The organism is Pseudoclavibacter terrae (assembly GCF_008831075.1).
Lineage (GTDB): Bacteria > Actinomycetota > Actinomycetes > Actinomycetales > Microbacteriaceae > Pseudoclavibacter > Pseudoclavibacter terrae.
Window position 1 is genome coordinate 1217388 of the sequence record NZ_WBJX01000001.1, and the last position, 17986, is coordinate 1235373.

The following is a 17986-nucleotide window of genomic DNA, read 5'->3' on the forward strand; positions in this document are numbered from 1 at the left end:
AAGATACGCGGGGCGGCGAGTAGCTGGTCCTCGGTGGTGGGTTCCTGTCGTGGCTTCGCGTCGAAGCGCGAACAAGACAGAGGTCTTCTACTGACGATCAGCCCGGGATGACCCGGTCGCGCTTTCCCTTCGCGTGCACACGCAAAAGGAGGAGACCTCTTGGAAGGTCCCGAAATCAAGTTCTCTGAAGTCGTTCTCGACAACGGCAAGCACGGCCAGCGCAAGATCCGCTTCGAAGCAGGGCGCCTCGCCCAGCAGGCGCAGGGCTCCGCCGTCGCCTACCTCGACGACGAGACCATGCTGCTCTCGGCCACGAGCATCTCGAAGAACCCGAAGGAGAACTTCGACTTCTTCCCGCTCACGATCGACGTCGAAGAGCGCAGCTACGCCGCCGGAAAGATCCCCGGATCGTTCTTCCGCCGTGAGGGTCGCCCCTCGACCGAGGCCATCCTCGTCTGCCGCCTGATCGACCGCCCCCTGCGCCCGTCCTTCGTCAAGGGCCTGCGCAACGAGGTCCAGGTCGTCGTCACGGTGCTCTCCATCGCGCCGGGCGAGTTCTACGACGCCCTCGCCATCAACGCCGCGTCGCTCTCGTCGCAGCTGAGCGGCGTGCCGTTCTCCGGCCCGATCGCCGGTGTGCGCCTCGCGCTCATCGACGGCCAGTGGGTCGCGTTCCCGAAGTTCGAGCAGCTTGCTGACGCGGTCTTCGACCTCACCGTCGCAGGCCGACTCGTCACCAAGGCAGACGGCACCGAGGACATCGCCATCATGATGGTGGAGGCCGAGGCAACCGAGCACGCGTGGGGCCTCATCCAGGCCGGCGCGCAGAAGCCGGATGAAGCCGTCGTCGCACAGGGCCTCGAGGCCTCGAAGCCGTTCCTCACGCAGCTCGTGAAGGCACAGCAGGAGCTCGCAGACCAGGCCGCGAAGCCCGTCGTCGAGTACCCCGTCTTCCTCCCGTACACGCAGGAGGCGCTCGACGCCGTCACCGCGCTCTCGCACGACGGCCTCGTCGACGTGTACCAGATCGCCGGCAAGGTCGAGCGACAGGACGCGGACGACGCTCTCAAGGCGAGCGTCAAGGAGCAGATCGCCGCGAAGATCGAAAACGGAGAGCTCGACGCCTCCGTCGCCGGTCAGGTATCTGCCGCGTACAAGACCGTCACGAAGGACGTCGTCCGCGGACGCATCCTCCGCGAGGGCAAGCGCATGGACGGACGCGGCGTCGCCGACATCCGCCAGCTCGACGCAGAGGTCGACGTCGTGCCTCGCGTGCACGGCTCGGCCATCTTCCAGCGCGGCGAGACGCAGATCCTCGGCGTCACCACGCTGAACATGCTCAAGCTCGAGCAGCAGATCGACTCGCTCTCGCCGATCACGTCGAAGCGCTACCTGCACCACTACAACTTCCCGCCGTACTCGACGGGTGAGACCGGACGCGTCGGCTCGCCGAAGCGTCGCGAGATCGGGCACGGCTTCCTCGCCGAGCGCGCCATCGTGCCGGTGCTCCCCAGCCGCGAGGAGTTCCCCTACGCGATCCGCCAGGTCTCGGAGGCGCTCAGCTCGAACGGCTCGACGTCGATGGGCTCGGTCTGCGCCTCGACGCTGTCGCTCCTCAACGCCGGCGTGCCACTGCGCGCGCCCGTTGCCGGCATCGCCATGGGCCTCGTGTCCGACGAGGTCGACGGAGAGACGCGCTACGCCGCCCTCACCGACATCCTCGGCGCCGAAGACGCACTCGGCGACATGGACTTCAAGGTCGCCGGTACGGCCGAGTTCGTGACGGCCATCCAGCTCGACACGAAGCTCGACGGCATCCCGACGTCGGTCCTCGACGGCGCGCTGACGCAGGCTCGGGATGCTCGCATCCAGATCCTCGACAAGGCGATCAACGCGGTCATCGACACGCCGGATGAGCTGGCAGCAACGGCTCCGCGCATCATCTCGGTCCGCGTGCCGATCGACAAGATCGGCGAGGTGATCGGGCCGAAGGGCAAGGTCATCAACCAGATCCAGGACGACACCGGCGCCGACATCTCGATCGAGGACGACGGCACCGTGTACATCGGCGCAGTCGACGGTCCGTCCGCCGAGGCCGCTCGCGCAGCGGTCAACGCGATCGCGAACCCCACCAACCCCGAGGTCGGCGAGCAGTACCTGGGCACGGTCGTAAAGATCGCGTCGTTCGGTGCCTTCGTCTCCCTGCTCCCGGGCAAGGACGGCCTCCTGCACATCTCCGAGGTGCGCAAGCTCGCCGGTGGCAAGCGCGTCGAGAACGTCGAGGACGTGCTCGGCGTCGGCCAGAAGATCCTCGTCGAGATCACCAAGGTCGACGACCGCGGAAAGCTCTCGCTCGCCCCAGTGGTCGAGGAAGCAGCAGCTGAAGAGGGCGTCGCCCTCGAGGCAGGCGCCGAGTAACTCCGGCCCCGTATCACCGAGAAGGCCCCGCGCATCTTTGCGCGGGGCCTTCTTGCTGTCCGTCGGCTGCCCTTCCGCGTCGCTGCTGGGAGTTCCCACGTCGCTGACGCTCGTACCGCTGCGACGCTCTAGGCTTGACTGGTTATGCGCGATGCCATTGAACTGCCACTTGACCTTCCCGAGATCGAAGCACGTGTGTCGAACGGCGGTCTCTTCCGCCGGTCCGTCCTGCCCAGCGGCGTGCGCCTGCTGACGGAGGAGGTCGTGGGGGCAGCGAGCTCCAGCATCGGGTTGTGGGTGCCGGTCGGCTCGCGCGACGAGCAGCCCCACGAGTACGGTTCCACGCACTTCCTGGAGCACCTGCTCTTCAAGGGGACACCTTCTCGCACCGCCTTCGAGGTCTCGGCCGCGTTCGAGCGGGTGGGTGGCGAGGTCAACGCGCAGACGGCGAAGGAGCACACGCTCTACCACGCCAAGGTCCGTGACGCGGACCTGCCGATGGCCGTCGAGGTGCTCAGCGACATGATCACCTCGAGCGTGATCGACGCGGCTGAGTTCGAGATCGAGCGCGGTGTCATCATCGAAGAGCTGGCGATGGCCGACGACGACCCGAACGACGTCGTGTGGGAGCGCTTCTACGAGACGCTGCTCGGAACGCATCCGCTCGCGCGACCCATCGGCGGGACGCCGGCCTCGATCAGGGCTGCCGACCGCGACGCCGTCTGGAGCTCCTATCGCCAGCACTACCGCCCCGAGGAGCTCGTCGTGACGATCGCGGGCGCCGTCAACCACGACGAGGTCCGGGCACAGCTCGAGCGGAACCTGACAGCCGGAGGATGGGACCTCGACGTGCCGTCCGCCCCCGTAGCGCGTCGGGAGACGGCCCTCCAGCACGGGTCAGCCGCGCCCACCGGTCCTCTGTCCGCCATCGACCGCCCGCTCGAGCAGCTGGCGCTGGTCATCGGCGGACAGGGCATCACCCAGCTCGACCCACGCCGGGAGGCCTTCGGCCTCATGCATCGGATCTTCGGTGGCGGCATGTCATCGCGCCTGTTCCAGGAGATCAGGGAGAAGCGGGGGCTCGCGTACTCGGTGTACTCCTTCGGGGGAAGCCACTCAGACCTGGGCGTCACCGGCATGTACGCCGGATGCGCCCCTGACAACGTGCTCGAGACCGTCCGAGTGCTGCGCCAGGAAGCCGAGAAGCTCGTGCAGGACGGCGTGACGGCCACGGAACTGGCGGATGCGAAGAGCGCGAGCGCCGGCGGATCCGCGCTGGCGATCGAGGACGCGGACACCCGCATGTCGCGCCTCGGCCGCGCGGAGATCCATACGGGCCGGTTCTACGATCTCGAGGCCGCACTGTCACGAGTCGAGGCCGTGACGCTCGACGAGGTGCAGTCGGTCGCCGCCGACATGTTCAGCGGCGAGCTCGTCGCATCCGCGGTCGGTAAGCTGTCGTCCGAAGCAAGGACCGAACTGGAGCGCCGCTGATGTCGCACTACCTCTACCTCGTCAGGCACGGCGAGCAGGAGAACGCAGAGCACGGTATCAACGACGGGCCGCTCTCCGAACGCGGCCGGGCGCAGGCTCACCTGATCGGCCGTCGTCTCGCTGCTGTCCCGCTCAGCGAGACCTACACCTCGCCGCTTGATCGTGCCGTGCAGACGAGCGCGGTCATCGACCAGTACACGAGCGGGCCGGCGGCTCTCGAGTCGACGCTGCTGTTCGACTGCATCCCCACCGGACAGGACGGTGCCCCCTCCATCTACGACGGCTTCTTCGGCGGCATCGGCGACGAGGTCATCGAGGCGGGGGTGGCGCAGATGAGCGACGCGTACGACACGTTCTTCAGCAAGAGCCGCGATGATCGGCACACGCTCCTCGTGACGCACAACTTCGTGATCGGCGAGTTCGTGCGCAGGGTCGTCGACGCCCCGGACTGGCGCTGGCTCGGGCTCAACTCGGTGAACACGGGGCTGACCGTCGTGCGCGTCCGTACCCGCAAGCCAGCGGAGCTGCTGCTGTTCAACGACCAGTCGCACCTGACTCCGGAGCTGCGCACGGGCGTCAGCGCCTCGATCGCCATCTGACTCCTCGCGGCGTTCGGGCTCGCCCCGCGCGCAGACGCTCTCGCCGCATCGCCCTGGATCGTCGGCGGTTGCCCGTACCCTTGGAGACATGGAAACTCAGGTCGCCGTGCTCGGCGCATCCGGTCGCATGGGAAGCCTTGTGGAGCGCATCATCGACTCGACGGAGGGGCTTGTGCTCCACGCGGGGCTGACGAGCGCGACCCCACTTGAGGAGATGCTCGGCGCCGACGTGCTCGTGGACGTGTCGCATCTTGATGCCTCCGAGATCGCGGTGCCGTTCGCGCTCGAGCATGGGCTCGATGTGGTCGTCGGCACGAGCGGCTGGGATGAGCGGCGGATCGCGAGCGTCGCGGCGGCCGTGCCAGCTGGGCGAGCAGCCGTGTTCGTCCCCAACTTCTCGCTCGGCTCCGTGCTCGGCACGGCGCTGGCGAGCGTTGCCGGCCGGTTCTTCGACTCGATCGAGATCCTCGAAGCCCACCATGACAAGAAGGTCGACTCGCCGTCCGGGACGGCGGTCCGCACGGCGGAGCGCATCGCCGCAGCGCGGGAGCACCCTCTGAGCCCACCGCATGCTGATCAGGAGGCGCGAGGACAGCTGGTCGCTGGCGTGCCGATCCACAGCATGCGCCTGCGGGGCATCGTCGCCGACCAGCAGGTCGTGCTCGGTGGAGCGGGTGAGGTGCTCACTATTCGGCACGAGACGATCTCGCAGGAGGCCTACGTGCGGGGCATCACGCTGGCGATCGGGCATGCGAGGTCCTCACAGGGCACGACGGTCGGCCTCGACGGTGTGCTCGGCCTCGGCGAACTGCTGGGCCGAGCGTGAAGCGCAACCTCGCCACGAAGCTCGGCGTCGCGGCTGTCACGCTGCTGTTGCTGCTCTATGTCGTGTTCGTCGCGGGCATGGCGGTCTCGCTCTTCGCGGGAGATATCGTCGCGAAGATCATGGGCGCGGCGCTCATCGTCTTTCCGATCCTCGCGGTCGTCTTCATCGCACGCGAGCTGCTGTTCGGGATGCAGACGGAGCGCCTGCTCCGGCGCCTCGCTGATGCGGGGGAGCTGCCGGAGGACGACCTGCCGAAGCGTCCGAGCGGACGAGTCGTGCGGGAGGCCGCCGACGAGGACTTCCCCAGGTGGAAGGCCGAGGTCGAAGCCGCCCCGGACGACTGGCGAGCCTGGATGCGCCTGGGGCTCGCCTACTCGGCGTCCGGGGACCGCAAACGTGCGAGGTCAGCGCTTCGCCAGGGCATCCGCCTGGAGAAGGTGCGCCCCGAGGCGGCCTGAACCGGGGGCCGATCGACGTCAGACACCGGCTCCTGGCTCTGGCTCGAACTCGGGAGACTTGAGTGCGAGCTCGACGGCTTGCGCGGCCGTCCGGTCCTTGAACGAGAATCCGGCGTCGAGGAGGCGCTTCGGCCGGATCTGCTGGTCGGCGAGGAAGAGCTCACGGCCGGCCTTCTGCAGGGTGAGGTCGATGAGGGTCGACGGTGCCTTCAGCTTGTAGGGGCGACCGAGCTCGGTCGCCAGCTGTTGCTGGATCTCGTCGGCCGTCGCGGGAGCGGGACCGACCAGGTTGTAGGCGCCGTGCGCGTCATCGGATTCGAGCAGGAACCTGAGGGCGCGCACCTCGTCACGGAGGCTGACCCACGGCCAGTGCTGCGTGCCGTCGCCGAGCTGCGAGAGGAGCCCGACGCTCGCCAGCGTCTTGAGGACGGTGAGGACTCCGCCTCGGCCCAGCACGAGCCCCGTGCGCGCGAGCACCACGCGGGTGCCCTCCGGCGCCGTCTGCGCCGCGCGCTCCCACCGGTCCACGACGCGGGGCAGGAACTCGTCGGTCTCGGGGAGCGCGGAGTCCTCGTCGAGGACCTGGCCGGGCCGGTCGCCGTAGGCGCCCGAGGCGGAGCCGTTGATGAGCAGCGTGGGCGGGTTCGCCGACGCTGCCATCGCGGCAGTGATCGTGAGCGTCGCGTTCACGCGCGACCGGAAGATCTCCTTCTTCACGTTGTAGGTCCACGGAAGCTTGCTGAGCGGCGACCCCGAGAGGTTCACCACCGCGTCCACTCCATCGAGCACCCTCGCGTCGAGGGTGCGCTGCGCGGGGTTCCACCGGAACTCGCTGCTGTCCTTCGGTTCGCGCCGCACGAGCCGCGTGACGCGGTGGCCGTGCGCGTGGAGCTCCTCGACCAGGCTGTGGCCGATCATGCCGGATGCCCCGGAGACGAGAACGTGCTTGTGGGAGGTCGCCTGGCTGCTCATGACTCAGACGGTAGCCCCTTCAGTTGGGCGGGAGCGCAACGCACGGTGGGGGTCCGGGTGCTGTGGCGACGAATACCGCCTAGGCTGTCCTGGTGCATCACGCGACTCGCGCCCCGAGCTGGGCCAAGCTGAACGGCCGTCTTGGCGCCTAGCGCCCTGCCTCTGGGCGAGCCCGTCCCGCCGAGCGGCGAGCTCCCCACTCAGGCTCTCATCGGCGCCGAAGCGCGCGACTTCGGCGTGTACATCCACGTACCCTTCTGCCGAGTCAGGTGTGGCTACTGCGACTTCAACACGTATACGGCCGAGGAGCTTGGAGGGGTATCCCGCTCGAGCTACGCAGGCGAGGTCGAGAAGGAGATGGCGATCGCAGAGCGCGTTCTCAGCGGCTCGCCCCGCCAGGTGTCGACGGTCTTCTTCGGCGGTGGGACGCCGACCCTCCTCCCGGTCAGCGACCTCGCGGCGATGCTCGATGGCGTTCGCAGCCGCTGGGGCCTCGCGCCCGACGCCGAGGTGACCGTGGAGGCGAACCCGGACTCGGTCGGCGAACGTGAGCTCGCGCAGCTGCGGGAGGCCGGCGTGACCCGCGTGAGCTTCGGAATGCAGTCGGCGGTGCCGCATGTGCTGGCCGTGCTCGAGCGCACACACGACCCGGATCGCATCCCGATCGTCGTCGCAGCCGCCAAGAAGGTCGGGCTCGAACCGAGTCTCGACCTCATCTACGGAACGCCGGGGGAGTCGCTCGACGACTGGCGCCGATCGCTGGACATGGCCCTCGCCCAGGAGCCGCTCCACGTGAGCGCGTACGCCCTCATCATCGAGGACGGCACGAAGCTCGCCAGGCAGATTCGCCGCGGCGAGGTGCCCGCCGTCGACGACGACCTGCAGGCGGACATGTACGAGCTCGCGGAGGAGCGCTTGGCGTCGGCCGGCTTCGAGTGGTACGAGGTCAGCAACTGGTCGCTGCGCGGGGAGCACCCGTCGCGCCACAACCTGTCCTACTGGCGGGACGCGGACTGGTGGGGCTTCGGACCGGGCGCGCACAGCCACGTCGGCGGAGTGCGCTGGTGGAACGCGAAGCACCCGAGCGCGTACGCGTCGAGGCTCGCCGACGGCATCACCCCTGCCATGGGGCGTGAGGTGCTCGACGAGGACACGAAGCGGTTCGAGCGCATCATGCTCGGTTCGAGACTGCGCGAAGGGCTCGCGATCTCCGAGCTCGAGGATTCCAGCGTGGTTGCCGAGCTCATCGCGGAGTCGCTCGTCGATGGCAGGGCGGCGCTGCAGGGGAGGCTCGTGCCCACACTGCGGGGCCGCCTCATGGCGGATGCGATCGTCAGGCGCATCGCCGTCTGAGACGTGCGCTCGTCAGCTGACGAACCGGAAGGTCACCGGGTAGCGGTACGGTCGTCCCTGGTTGGCCTGGACTGCACCGAGGATCGCGTACACGACGACGGCGACCCAGAGCAGCGGGTACAGCAGGGGTACGAGCAGCGCCAACGGTCCGCCGAACAGGGACAGCAGCGAGAGGACCCCGATGCCCACGTAGACGATCGCGACGGTGATGCCGAAGTTGAGGGCTTCGCGGCCCTCGCTGTTGGCGAGTGAGCCTCGCCGCCGCGTCACGAGCCAGAGGATCAGCGGGCCGACCGCGGGCGCGACGATGTTGAGCAGGTGATCGAACGTTGCGACGAGGCGGTCCCCGTCGGCCGTCAGCGGCGGTTCGGAGGTCGTTGCACCGCTCGAGTGCGGCCCGGCCTGCTGCTGGCCGTACTGCGGCTGACTGCACTGGGGCTGCTGCCCGTATGGCGCCTGCTGGCCATACGGTGCCTGCTGGCCGTACGGGGGTTGCTGCCCGTACGGGCCGGGCTGGCTGTACGGCTGGTGCTGGGCAGGATCCTCGTGCCCAGGCTGCGGGTTCGGTGCGTTGTGATCGGACATGGGATTCCTCTCGACGGTTTCCATCCAGGCTATTTCGGTTGCTCGGTGACGGCCTGGGCGTTCTGCCCCCGCGGGCGAGCGAACGCGGTAGGATTGGCAGTCTCTGACCGGGAGTGCCAGATGGGCGCCCCGTCGAGGGCCAGCGGTCGGCAGCGGAAGGAGCATCGTGGTTTCGGACAGAAGCATGCAGGTGCTCCGAGTCATCGTCACCGACTACGTGACGAGCCGTGAGCCCGTCGGCTCGAAGTCGATCGCCGACCGCCACGACTTCGGCGTCTCGGCCGCCACCATCCGCAACGACATGGCACAGCTCGAGGACGCCGAGCTGATCGTCGCGCCGCACACGTCCTCCGGGCGCATCCCGACGGACAAGGGCTACCGGCTGTTCGTCGACCGGCTCGCCGAGTTCCGTCCGCTCTCGGGAGCGCAGCGACGCGCGATCGAGACGTTCATCGAGGGCAGCGAGGATGTCGACGAGGTGCTCGGGCGCTCGGTGCGCCTGCTCGCCCAGCTGACGAACTCCGTCGCGATCGCGCAGTACCCGTCGCTCGCGAACGCGTCGATCCAGCACGTCGAATTCGTGCTGCTGTCGAGTCGGCGGGTGCTCACCGTCCTCATCACCGACTCCGGCCGCGTCGAGCAGCGCATCGGGCACCTCGGGGCCGAGGTGAGTGTCGAGCAGCTTCACGTGCTCCGAGATCGCCTCGCGGGGCGCCTGGTCGGCCGGACCGTCGCGCACGCATCCACCGAGCTGAGGGACGTGAGCGGCATCATGGGGGAGCAGGACGCGGAGCTCTTCGCGCCCGTCGTGGCCAACCTGCTCGAGCTCGTGCTCGCGCACCGCCAGGAGCGCCTCGTCATGGCAGGGACCGCCAACCTCGCTCGAACGGAACGCGACTTCCCATCGAGCATCCTCCCGGTGCTCGAGGCCATCGAGGAGCAGGTCGTGCTGCTGCGGCTGCTCGACGAGCTGCACTCCAGCACCGAGGCCTACTCGGTGAGCATCGGCCAGGAGAACGTCGACCTCGGCCTCGGCGAGACGGCCATCCTGACCAGCGGATATCGCAGCTCCGGCAGCGATGCGCGCCTCGGAGTGGTGGGACCGACGAGAATGGACTACCCGCGGAATATCCAGGCCGTGCGGGTCGTTGCGAGTTACCTGTCACGGGTGCTCGACGAACGACACCTGGACGCCTGACCGACACCGCCCGGCTCGCCGGCGGTTGCACCCGGTGCCTGACAACGCAGGCACACATTCACAGATGCAAAGAAGGAGTCGCCACTCTTGGCAGACCACTACGACGTGCTCGGCGTGAGCCGCGAGGCGTCCCAGGACGAGATCAAGAAGGCCTACCGCAAGCTGGCCCGCCAGCTGCACCCGGACGTCAACCCGTCCGAGGAGGCCGCGGAGCGCTTCAAGTCCGTCACGCACGCCTACGACACGCTCAGCGACACCGAGCGACGCAGACAGTACGACCAGGGCGGGCCTGACGGGCAGTCCTTCGGGGGCTTCGGGGACATCTTCGAGACCTTCTTCGGGCAGCAGGGTTCCCGGGGTCCGCGGTCGCGGGCAGAGCGTGGTCAGGATGCGCTGGTTCGCGTCGAGCTCGACCTCGACGAGGTCATGTTCGGCACGCACCGCGACCTCGAGGTCACCACCGCGGTCGCCTGCGAGAACTGCCAGGGCACGTGCTGCGCTCCTGGCACCTCGCCCACGACGTGCTCGGCATGCGGGGGAGCTGGTTCCGTCCAGCGCCAGGTGCGCTCCATCCTCGGCATGGTCGTCACGAACCAGCCGTGCGCGCAGTGCCGTGGCTACGGAACCGTCATCGAGCACCCGTGCGAGACGTGCCACGGCCAGGGCCGTGTTCGCGCCAACGTGAGCATCCCGGTCGACATCCCATCCGGAGTCGACTCCGGGCTTCGCATCCACCTTCCCGGCCGCGGTGAAGCCGGTCCGGCTGGCGGAGCGAACGGCGACCTGTACCTCGAGATCCGGGTCCGACCTCACGAGGTCTTCTCTCGCGACGGCGACGACCTGCAGTGCGTCATCGAGGTGTCTATGGCCGATGCGATCCTCGGCACCTCGACCACGGTCGGGGCCCTTGACGGCGATGTCGACCTGCAGATCCCGGCCGGCGTCCAGTCGGGCGAGGTCCTCACCGTTCGCGGGCGCGGCATCACCCGTCTGCGCTCGACGCACCGAGGCGACCTCGACATCGCGGTGCAGGTCCTGACTCCCGCGAAGCTCGACGGGAAGTCGCGCAAGCTGATCGAGGAGTTCGCGACACGGCACCGTCACGAGGCCCCGCGTCTCGCGCGAGAGAAGCAGGGGATGTTCTCGAAGCTCCGCGACCGATTCGGCCGCTGACGTGGCCTGGCTCTACCTCGCTGAGGACCTCGACGAGGCGCTTCGTCCGGGCGACGTCACCCAGGTCCGCGGGGCGGAGGCCAAGCACATGGGCGTCGCGCGCATGCGCGTGGGCGAGCGCGTGCAGCTCGGCAACGGACGCGGCTTCGTCGTCGACGGCGAGCTCGCCGCCCTGGAACGCGACCTGGCGGTCGTGAACATCGTCGGGGTGAGGCGCGTCCCCGAGCCGAAGCCCCTCGTCACGGTCGTCCAGGCGCTCGCGAAGGGCGGTCGAGACGAGCTGGCCGTGCAAGTCGCGACGGAACTGGGGGCCGCCGCCTTCGTCCCGTGGCAGGCGAAGCGCAGCGTCAGCCGTTGGGATCAGAAAGCCGAGAAGGGCAGAGAGCGCTGGGCCGCCGTTGCCAGGGAGGCGAGCAAGCAGAGTCTCTCCGCCTGGGTGCCGGAGGTCGCTCCGCTGCACACCACTGCCAGCGTCGCCGGGCTCGCAGCGCACGGCCCGCTGCTCGTGCTGGACCCACTCGGCGACGTCTCGCTGCGGGACGCGCTCGGCGAAGATCCCGCCTCCGGCGGCGTCGGCCTCACCCTCGTCGTCGGGCCAGAGGGCGGCATCGACGACAGCGAGTTCGCGGTCTTCGAGGCGGCAGGCGCCCGGCGCGTCCATCTTGGCGCCGCCGTCCTCCGCACGTCGAGCGCCGCACCGGCGGCCATCGCAGCGATCCTCGCGCTGAGCGGCTCGTGGGACTCGCGGCTCCGCTCGGGCACCGAGTCGTAGGCTGGTCGCATGTCGAGTTCAGAGCCGTCCATCTTCACGCGCATCGTCCATCGCGAGATCCCAGCCGACATCGTCTTCGAGTCGGACCGGGTCATCGCGTTCAAGGACATCAGTCCGAAGGCACCCGTGCACCTCCTCGTCGTGCCCAAGACCCAGGAGTACGCGAACGTCGCACAGCTGGCGGCCGGCGATCCCGAGCTCCTCGCCGAGCTCGTCGCGGTCGCCCAGGGGCTTGCCGACCAGCACACAGACAGCGAGTTCCGCCTCGTCTTCAACTCGGGAGCGGCCGCGGGCCAGACCGTCTTCCACGTTCACGCTCATGTCCTCGGAGGAGGACTCTCGGAAGGATCCCTTGCCTAGTCAAGACAGTGCATCGCCCCAGGGCCCGCAGCAGCCGGAGGCCCACAGCGATTTCGTCGAGCAGACCACGACGGTCGAGGGGGTCGCCATGGTGCGTCTCCTCGGACCGGGTGACCGTCTGCTCAAGTCAGTCGAGCGTGAGCATCCGCGCGTTCGTGTTCTCGCCCGGGGCAACGAGATCACCTTCAGCGGGCAGCGTGACGACGTCGCGGCGGCCGAAGCGCTGCTGCGAGAGATCACCGCGATGGCTCGGAACGGCGTCGACCTCGAGCCCGCCCAGGTCGAGCGCTCGCAGCGTCTCATCGATCGTGGCGAGGAGACCCCGACCGACGTCCTCGGACAGGCGATCGTGCAGTCACGCGGCAAGATAATCCGCCCCAAGACGCTCGGGCAGAAGCAGTACGTCGACGCGATCGATGACAACACGATCGTCTTCGGCATCGGCCCCGCCGGCACCGGGAAGACGTATCTCGCGATGGCGAAGGCCGTGCAGGCCCTCCAGCGCAAGGAAGTCACGCGCCTCATCCTGACTCGTCCCGCCGTCGAGGCCGGCGAGCGGCTCGGCTACCTGCCCGGCACGCTCAACGACAAGATCGACCCGTACCTGCGACCGCTCTTCGACGCGCTGAACGAGATGCTCGACCCCGAGGTCGTCGTGAAGCTCATGGCGAGCGGCACGATCGAGGTCGCGCCGCTCGCGTACATGCGCGGGCGCACACTCAACGACGCGTTCGTGGTGCTCGACGAGGCGCAGAACACGACCCCCGAGCAGATGAAGATGTTCCTCACGAGGCTCGGCTTCGGCTCGAAGATGGTGGTCACCGGCGATATCACGCAGCTCGACCTCCCCATGGGAGCCTCCGGGCTGAAGCTCGTCACACACGTGCTCGGTGGCATCGACGAGGTGCACTTCTCGCACCTGACGAGCGACGACGTCGTCAGGCACACGCTGGTCGCGCGCATCGTCGACGCCTACACCGAGTACGACCAGAAGAAACAGGCCGACGATCACCGTCGCCGGGACAGGAACGAGGGCCGATGAGCATCGAGGTCAACAACGAGGCCAGCTACGAGGTCGACGAGGGTGCCCTGCAGCGTGTCGCCGCGTACGCGCTCGACCAGCTGCACGTCCATGCGGAATCGGAGCTCGCCATCGTCCTCGTCGAGGTCGGCCCCATGGAGGAGCTGCACGTGCAGTGGATGGGCGAGCCCGGCCCGACCGACGTGCTGAGCTTCCCCATGGACGAGCTCCGGCCAGGCAACGTCGACAGGCAGACTCCTCCGGGACTGCTCGGCGACATCGTGCTGTGCCCGCAGGTCGCCACGGATCAGGCCAAGGCGGCGGGGCACTCCATGATGGACGAGCTGCTGCTGCTGACGACGCACGGCGTGCTCCACCTCCTGGGCTTCGACCACGCCGAGCCCGAGGAGGAGAAGCAGATGTTCGGGCTCCAGCGCGACATCCTCGTCGGCTTCCACCTCCAGGAGAGGAAGCGCGCCAGATGACCGCGGTTCTGCTCGTCGCCGCTATCGTCCTGATGGTGGCGCTGAGCGGACTGCTCGCCGCGACTGAAGCGGTCATCGCTCGCCTCTCCCGGCCCGAGCTCGAGCAGGTAGCGGCTGGGAGCCGCGCTCGGCGCTCCATCGAGGCCATCGCCGCCGATCCTGGGGCGCACAGCAACGCGCTCACCTTCGCGCGCGTCCTGTTCGAGAGCATGTCCGCGGTGCTCGTGACCCTCATCCTGACCGATCTCTTCGACGTCAGGTGGCAGGCGTTCCTCGTCTCCGTGGCCATCATGATCCTGGTGTCGTTCATCATCGCGGGGACCAGCCCGAGAAGCGTCGCCCGCGCGCATCCGCAGCAGGTCATGAGCTTCGCCGCGCCGATCGCGCGCGCCGTCCGGGTGGTCATCGGACCCGTCGCAGACCTTCTCGTCGTGCTCGGCGACCGGGTGACACCGGGACGACCGCAGCGCATCGGCTCGGTCTCCAGCGAAGAGGAACTGCTCAACATGGTCGACGAGGCCGCCGACCTCAAGGTGCTCGAGCACGGCGACCGCGAGCTCATCCACTCCGTCTTCGAGTTCTCAGACAGACTCGTCCGCGAGGTCATGGTCGCCCGCACCGACATGGTCACGATCGACGGTGACGAGGGCGTCAGAGACGCACTCGAGCAGTTCCTCGAAACCGGCATCTCCCGTGCCCCCGTCGTGGGGCGAGACAGTGACGACATTCTCGGCGTGCTCTACCTGAAGGACCTCGTGCGGCAGTCGCTGCAGGAGGAGAGCCGGTCGAAGCCCGCCGTGGAGCTGGCGCGTCAGGCCGACTTCGTCCCTGAGTCGCTCCGCGCCGATCTGCTGCTGCGGCGCATGCAGGCATCCGCGACGCACCTCGCCATGGTCGTCGACGAGTACGGCGGAATCGCGGGACTCGTCACTCTCGAGGACCTCATCGAAGAGCTCGTCGGCGAGATCAGCGACGAGTACGATCGACCGGGCGACGAACCACGCAAGCTGCTCGACGGCGGGTACCGGGTCTCCTCCCGGCTCGCGACCGGCGAGCTCGGAGACCTCTTCGACATCGACCTCGAGTTCGATGACGTCGACTCCGTCGGCGGCCTGCTCGCGAAGTCGCTGTCGAAGATCCCCGAGCGCGGGGACAGGGCGGTCGTCGACGGCATCGAGCTCGTGGCCGAGCGAGTCGGCCCCCGCAAGCGCATCCTCACCGTCCTGGCGCGTCGCCTGGAACCACTTCAAGAGTCAGGAATCGAAGCATGACGAACTACCGAGCAGGATTCGTGACCTTCGTGGGTCGCCCGAACGTGGGAAAGTCGACCCTGACGAATGCACTGGTCGGCGAGAAGATCGCCATCATCTCGGACAAGCCCCAGACGACCCGCCGGGCCGTTCGAGGCATCGTCCACCGCGAGGACGGCCAGATCATCATCGTCGACACGCCGGGAATGCACCGCCCGCGCACGCTGCTCGGCGAGCGTCTCAACGACGTCGTCCACGCGACGCTCGCGGAGGTCGACGTCATCGGATTCTGCGTGCCGGCGAACGAGCCCGTCGGCCCAGGGGACCGCTTCATCAACGAGCAGCTCGAAGAGGCGCCGAAAGCGCGCAAGATCGCCATCGTCACGAAGGCCGAGACCGTCAGCCGTGACGTCCTGGCTGCGCGCCTCGTCGACGTGCAGGGCCTTCGCGAATGGGACGACATCGTGCCGGTCTCGGCAGCCGAGGACATCCAGCTCGACACGCTCACCGGCATCATCCTCGCGCTCCTCCCGGACTCGGAACCGCTCTATCCGAGCGACATGAAGACCGAGGAGTCGTTCGAGCAGCGCGCGGCCGAGCTCGTTCGCGAGGCCGCCCTCGAGGGCGTGCACGACGAGCTCCCGCACTCGATCGCCGTCACGGTCGAGGAGATCGTCACCCGCGACGATGGCGTGACCCGTGAGCTCTACGTCAACATCGTCGTCGAGCGCGACAGCCAGAAGGGCATCATCATCGGACGCGGCGGCGAACGGCTCAAGCGCATCCGCGAACAGGCGCAGCGGGAGATCTCGCAGATCACCGAGGGACGCGTCATCGTCTCGATCCGAGTGAAGGTGGCGAAGGAGTGGCAGCGTGACCCGAAGCAGCTCGGACGCCTCGGGTTCTGAGACGGCGAGCCCTGCCACTCGGGCGGTCGAGCCGAAGAGGCGGGAATCGTTCCTCGCCACCGTGACGCGTCTGTGGACGCAGCACACCCACCGCCTGACCTGGCTCCAGTGGGTGACCGACATCATCCTCGGCGTGCTCTTCGCCATCACCCTGGGGCTGCCCTTCGACTACGACGCCCCGAACAGCGCAACCCTGACCTGGCTGCTGCTGCCCTCCTGGGTGCTCTTCACGGTCGCGATCATCCTCCGCCGCTACGCTCCGTGGCCGAGCTTCCTCATCGTCGTCCTGGCGGCCCTGCTGAAGTCGATCTTCGCGTTCGGGCCTCATCCGCAGGATGTCGCGATCTACCTCAGCATCTACGCCGCCGTCGCATACGGCAGCCGGGCGCTGCTCGTCACCTCCGGCGCCTACGGGATCGTCGCGCCGACCATCATCGTCGCCTTGATCCCGCACTGGAACCCCAGCACCTTCACCTGGGATTCGATCGCGTCGAACCTCGACGGCAGCAGAGACGAGTTCCTCCTCGCGGCGGCACTCATCTGGCTTCTCTTCGTCGGGGCTGGTGTCGTGTCCTGGCTGGCCGGACTGCTGCGCCGCATGCACCTGAGGGCGCAGGAGGTCAAGAACCGCGCGGCCATCACCGAGCTGGAGCGTCTGCGCGCCAAGGAGCAGCTGACGGCCGAGCAGGAGCGCACGCAGATCGCTCGCGACATGCACGACGTGGTCGCGCATTCGCTCGCCGTCGTCGTCGCCCAGGCCGATGGCGCCAGGTACGCCATGAAGAGCAGCCCGGACGCCGCAGAAGCCGCCCTCGTGACGATCTCGTCGACGGCCAGGAGCGCCCTCGTCGACGTCCGAGGGCTCCTCGGACAACTGCGGCACAGCCAGGAGGCGGGACCCGAGCCGGGGCTCGAAGAGCTTCCGGCCCTCTACTCGCGGATGCGCGCGGCGGGCCTCGATCTGCAGCTCGAGACCCGTGGGCAGCCCGGTGCGCTCTCGACGCAGGCTCAGGGCGCGGTCTTCCGCCTGCTGCAGGAGTCGCTCACGAACGTCCTCAAGCACGGTGACGCGACGCAGCAGGTCGTCGTCCGACTGAGCTGGGGACAGGTCTTCGAGGTCACCATCGTGAACGCCATCGCCGACCCGCCCCGGCCACGAAGCGACACGGGGCACGGTCTCATCGGCATGGCCGAGCGCATCGGCATCGCAGGCGGTAACGTGCAGGCAGAGCGACTGGGTGAGCAGTTCCGCGTCCACGCCTGGCTGCCGCTCGCTTCAGCTCAGCCGAGCGGCACGGGAGAGCTCGAGGGCGACCGTGCTCGCACGACAACCGAGAGGCAGGACCCGTGACCAGCAGTCAGATCACCGTCGCACTCGTCGACGACCAGCCTCTGTTCCGCAGCGGCATCAGGATGCTCATCGAGAGCCAGGACGACATGCGCTTCATCGGGGAGGCGAGCGATGGAGCCGCCGGGGTGGCGCTTGCGAAGGCGCTGAAGCCGGACGTGATGCTCATGGATGTGCGCATGCCGGGTCAAGACGGTCTCGAGTCCACGAAGCAGATCGTCGCGAGCGGCTCGGCGACGCGCGTCCTCGTCCTCACGACGTTCGACCTCGACGAGGCCGTCGCGAAGGCCGTCGGTGCGGGTGCCAGCGGCTTCCTGCTGAAGGACGCCGACCCCGAGTTCCTCCTCGCGGCGGTTCGCACGGTCAACACCGGCGCGGAGGTCTTCGCGGCCCAGGCTACTGCGGACCTCATTCGGCGCTACTCGGCCGCCGTGCCGGCAACCACGGCCGTCCCGGAGCGCTACCTGACCCTCACGGAACGTGAGCGGGAGATGTTCGCGCTCGCGTCGCGGGGGCTCTCGAACGGAGAGATCGCGCGGCAGGAGTTCCTCAGCGAGGCGACGGTGAAGACGCACATCTCGCGCGTGCTCGCGAAGCTCGGGCTGAGGGATCGGGTGCAGCTCGTCGTCTTCGCCTACGAGCACGGACTCAACTGAGCGAGCAAGTGGACGAGCGCCTCGGTGTTACGCTGTGACCATGCTGTTCGGCACCCTCCTTCTTCGCTGCCGCGGCGAGGCTTCGCTCTAAGCCCCCCTCGCCGCGGAGT

The 17986-nt window shown here is 68.3% G+C and carries 18 protein-coding genes; 16 read left to right on the forward strand and 2 right to left on the reverse strand.

Annotated elements, in window-relative coordinates; translation table 11 throughout:
- Nucleotides 1-159 precede the first annotated feature (159 nt).
- The 5 genes from F8O03_RS05635 (at nt 160) to F8O03_RS05655 (ending at nt 5795) form a co-directional block, all read left to right on the forward strand.
- On the forward strand, nt 160-2418 hold the full coding sequence (locus tag F8O03_RS05635; RefSeq protein WP_151422940.1) for a polyribonucleotide nucleotidyltransferase: 2259 nt from the start codon (nt 160-162) through the stop codon (nt 2416-2418).
- A gap of 144 nt (nt 2419-2562) precedes the next feature.
- A complete protein-coding gene (locus F8O03_RS05640; RefSeq protein WP_151422941.1) occupies nt 2563-3912 on the forward strand; it encodes a M16 family metallopeptidase in 1350 nt (449 codons plus the stop codon).
- The gene (locus F8O03_RS05645) at nt 3912-4511 is read left to right on the forward strand and encodes a histidine phosphatase family protein (protein ID WP_151422942.1); all 600 of its coding nucleotides are present in this window, start codon (nt 3912-3914) and stop codon (nt 4509-4511) included. Before F8O03_RS05640 ends, F8O03_RS05645 begins: the two co-directional genes overlap by 1 nt.
- A gap of 88 nt (nt 4512-4599) precedes the next feature.
- The gene (gene dapB / locus F8O03_RS05650) at nt 4600-5337 is read left to right on the forward strand and encodes a 4-hydroxy-tetrahydrodipicolinate reductase (protein ID WP_151422943.1); all 738 of its coding nucleotides are present in this window, start codon (nt 4600-4602) and stop codon (nt 5335-5337) included.
- The gene (locus F8O03_RS05655; protein WP_208851792.1) at nt 5334-5795 is read left to right on the forward strand and encodes a tetratricopeptide repeat protein; all 462 of its coding nucleotides are present in this window, start codon (nt 5334-5336) and stop codon (nt 5793-5795) included. The genes dapB and F8O03_RS05655 overlap by 4 nt, the downstream gene beginning before the upstream one ends.
- An 18-nt stretch (nt 5796-5813) precedes the next feature.
- Here the strand turns inward: F8O03_RS05655 and F8O03_RS05660 are convergent, their stop codons facing one another.
- The gene (locus tag F8O03_RS05660; protein ID WP_151422944.1) at nt 5814-6767 is read right to left on the reverse strand and encodes a TIGR01777 family oxidoreductase; all 954 of its coding nucleotides are present in this window, start codon (nt 6765-6767) and stop codon (nt 5814-5816) included.
- 141 nt (nt 6768-6908) lie between these two features.
- Between F8O03_RS05660 and hemW the strand changes: the two genes are divergently transcribed.
- Nucleotides 6909-8120, forward strand: a complete 1212-nt coding sequence (gene hemW / locus F8O03_RS05665) for a radical SAM family heme chaperone HemW (protein ID WP_151422945.1) — start codon at nt 6909-6911, stop codon at nt 8118-8120.
- Nucleotides 8121-8132: 12 nt separating this feature from the next.
- Here the strand turns inward: hemW and F8O03_RS05670 are convergent, their stop codons facing one another.
- Entirely contained in the window at nt 8133-8705 is a 573-nt protein-coding gene (locus F8O03_RS05670) for a DUF4870 domain-containing protein (protein WP_151422946.1), read from the reverse strand.
- 166 nt (nt 8706-8871) lie between these two features.
- On the opposite strand from F8O03_RS05670, the gene hrcA reads away from it, so the two are divergent.
- From hrcA to F8O03_RS05720, 10 genes are all read left to right on the forward strand, one after another.
- Nucleotides 8872-9903 carry a heat-inducible transcriptional repressor HrcA gene (gene hrcA, locus F8O03_RS05675; RefSeq protein ID WP_104253439.1) on the forward strand — a complete coding sequence of 344 codons (1032 nt, stop codon included), beginning with the start codon at nt 8872-8874 and terminating at the stop codon, nt 9901-9903.
- 87 nt (nt 9904-9990) lie between these two features.
- Nucleotides 9991-11076, forward strand: a complete 1086-nt coding sequence (dnaJ, locus tag F8O03_RS05680; protein WP_151422947.1) for a molecular chaperone DnaJ — start codon at nt 9991-9993, stop codon at nt 11074-11076.
- Nucleotide 11077: 1 nt separating this feature from the next.
- Nucleotides 11078-11848, forward strand: coding sequence for a 16S rRNA (uracil(1498)-N(3))-methyltransferase (locus F8O03_RS05685; RefSeq protein ID WP_151422948.1), 771 nt, complete (start codon nt 11078-11080; stop codon nt 11846-11848).
- Nucleotides 11849-11857: 9 nt separating this feature from the next.
- Entirely contained in the window at nt 11858-12208 is a 351-nt protein-coding gene (locus tag F8O03_RS05690) for a histidine triad nucleotide-binding protein (protein ID WP_151422949.1), read from the forward strand.
- An 88-nt stretch (nt 12209-12296) separates the two neighbouring features.
- A complete protein-coding gene (locus F8O03_RS05695) occupies nt 12297-13250 on the forward strand; it encodes a PhoH family protein (RefSeq protein WP_244295982.1) in 954 nt (317 codons plus the stop codon).
- Nucleotides 13247-13714: an rRNA maturation RNase YbeY gene (ybeY, locus tag F8O03_RS05700; RefSeq protein WP_068480328.1), complete on the forward strand. Its 468-nt coding sequence runs from the start codon at nt 13247-13249 to the stop codon at nt 13712-13714. The genes F8O03_RS05695 and ybeY overlap by 4 nt, the downstream gene beginning before the upstream one ends.
- Nucleotides 13711-14985 (forward strand): hemolysin family protein, encoded by a 1275-nt coding sequence (locus F8O03_RS05705; RefSeq protein ID WP_151422951.1) that lies wholly within the window; start codon nt 13711-13713, stop codon nt 14983-14985. The genes ybeY and F8O03_RS05705 overlap by 4 nt, the downstream gene beginning before the upstream one ends.
- On the forward strand, nt 14982-15872 hold the full coding sequence (gene era / locus F8O03_RS05710; RefSeq protein ID WP_104253433.1) for a GTPase Era: 891 nt from the start codon (nt 14982-14984) through the stop codon (nt 15870-15872). Before F8O03_RS05705 ends, era begins: the two co-directional genes overlap by 4 nt.
- A complete protein-coding gene (locus F8O03_RS05715) occupies nt 15838-17223 on the forward strand; it encodes a sensor histidine kinase (protein WP_151422952.1) in 1386 nt (461 codons plus the stop codon). The genes era and F8O03_RS05715 overlap by 35 nt, the downstream gene beginning before the upstream one ends.
- Nucleotides 17220-17876, forward strand: coding sequence for a response regulator (locus F8O03_RS05720; protein WP_151422953.1), 657 nt, complete (start codon nt 17220-17222; stop codon nt 17874-17876). The genes F8O03_RS05715 and F8O03_RS05720 overlap by 4 nt, the downstream gene beginning before the upstream one ends.
- Nucleotides 17877-17986 lie beyond the last annotated feature (110 nt).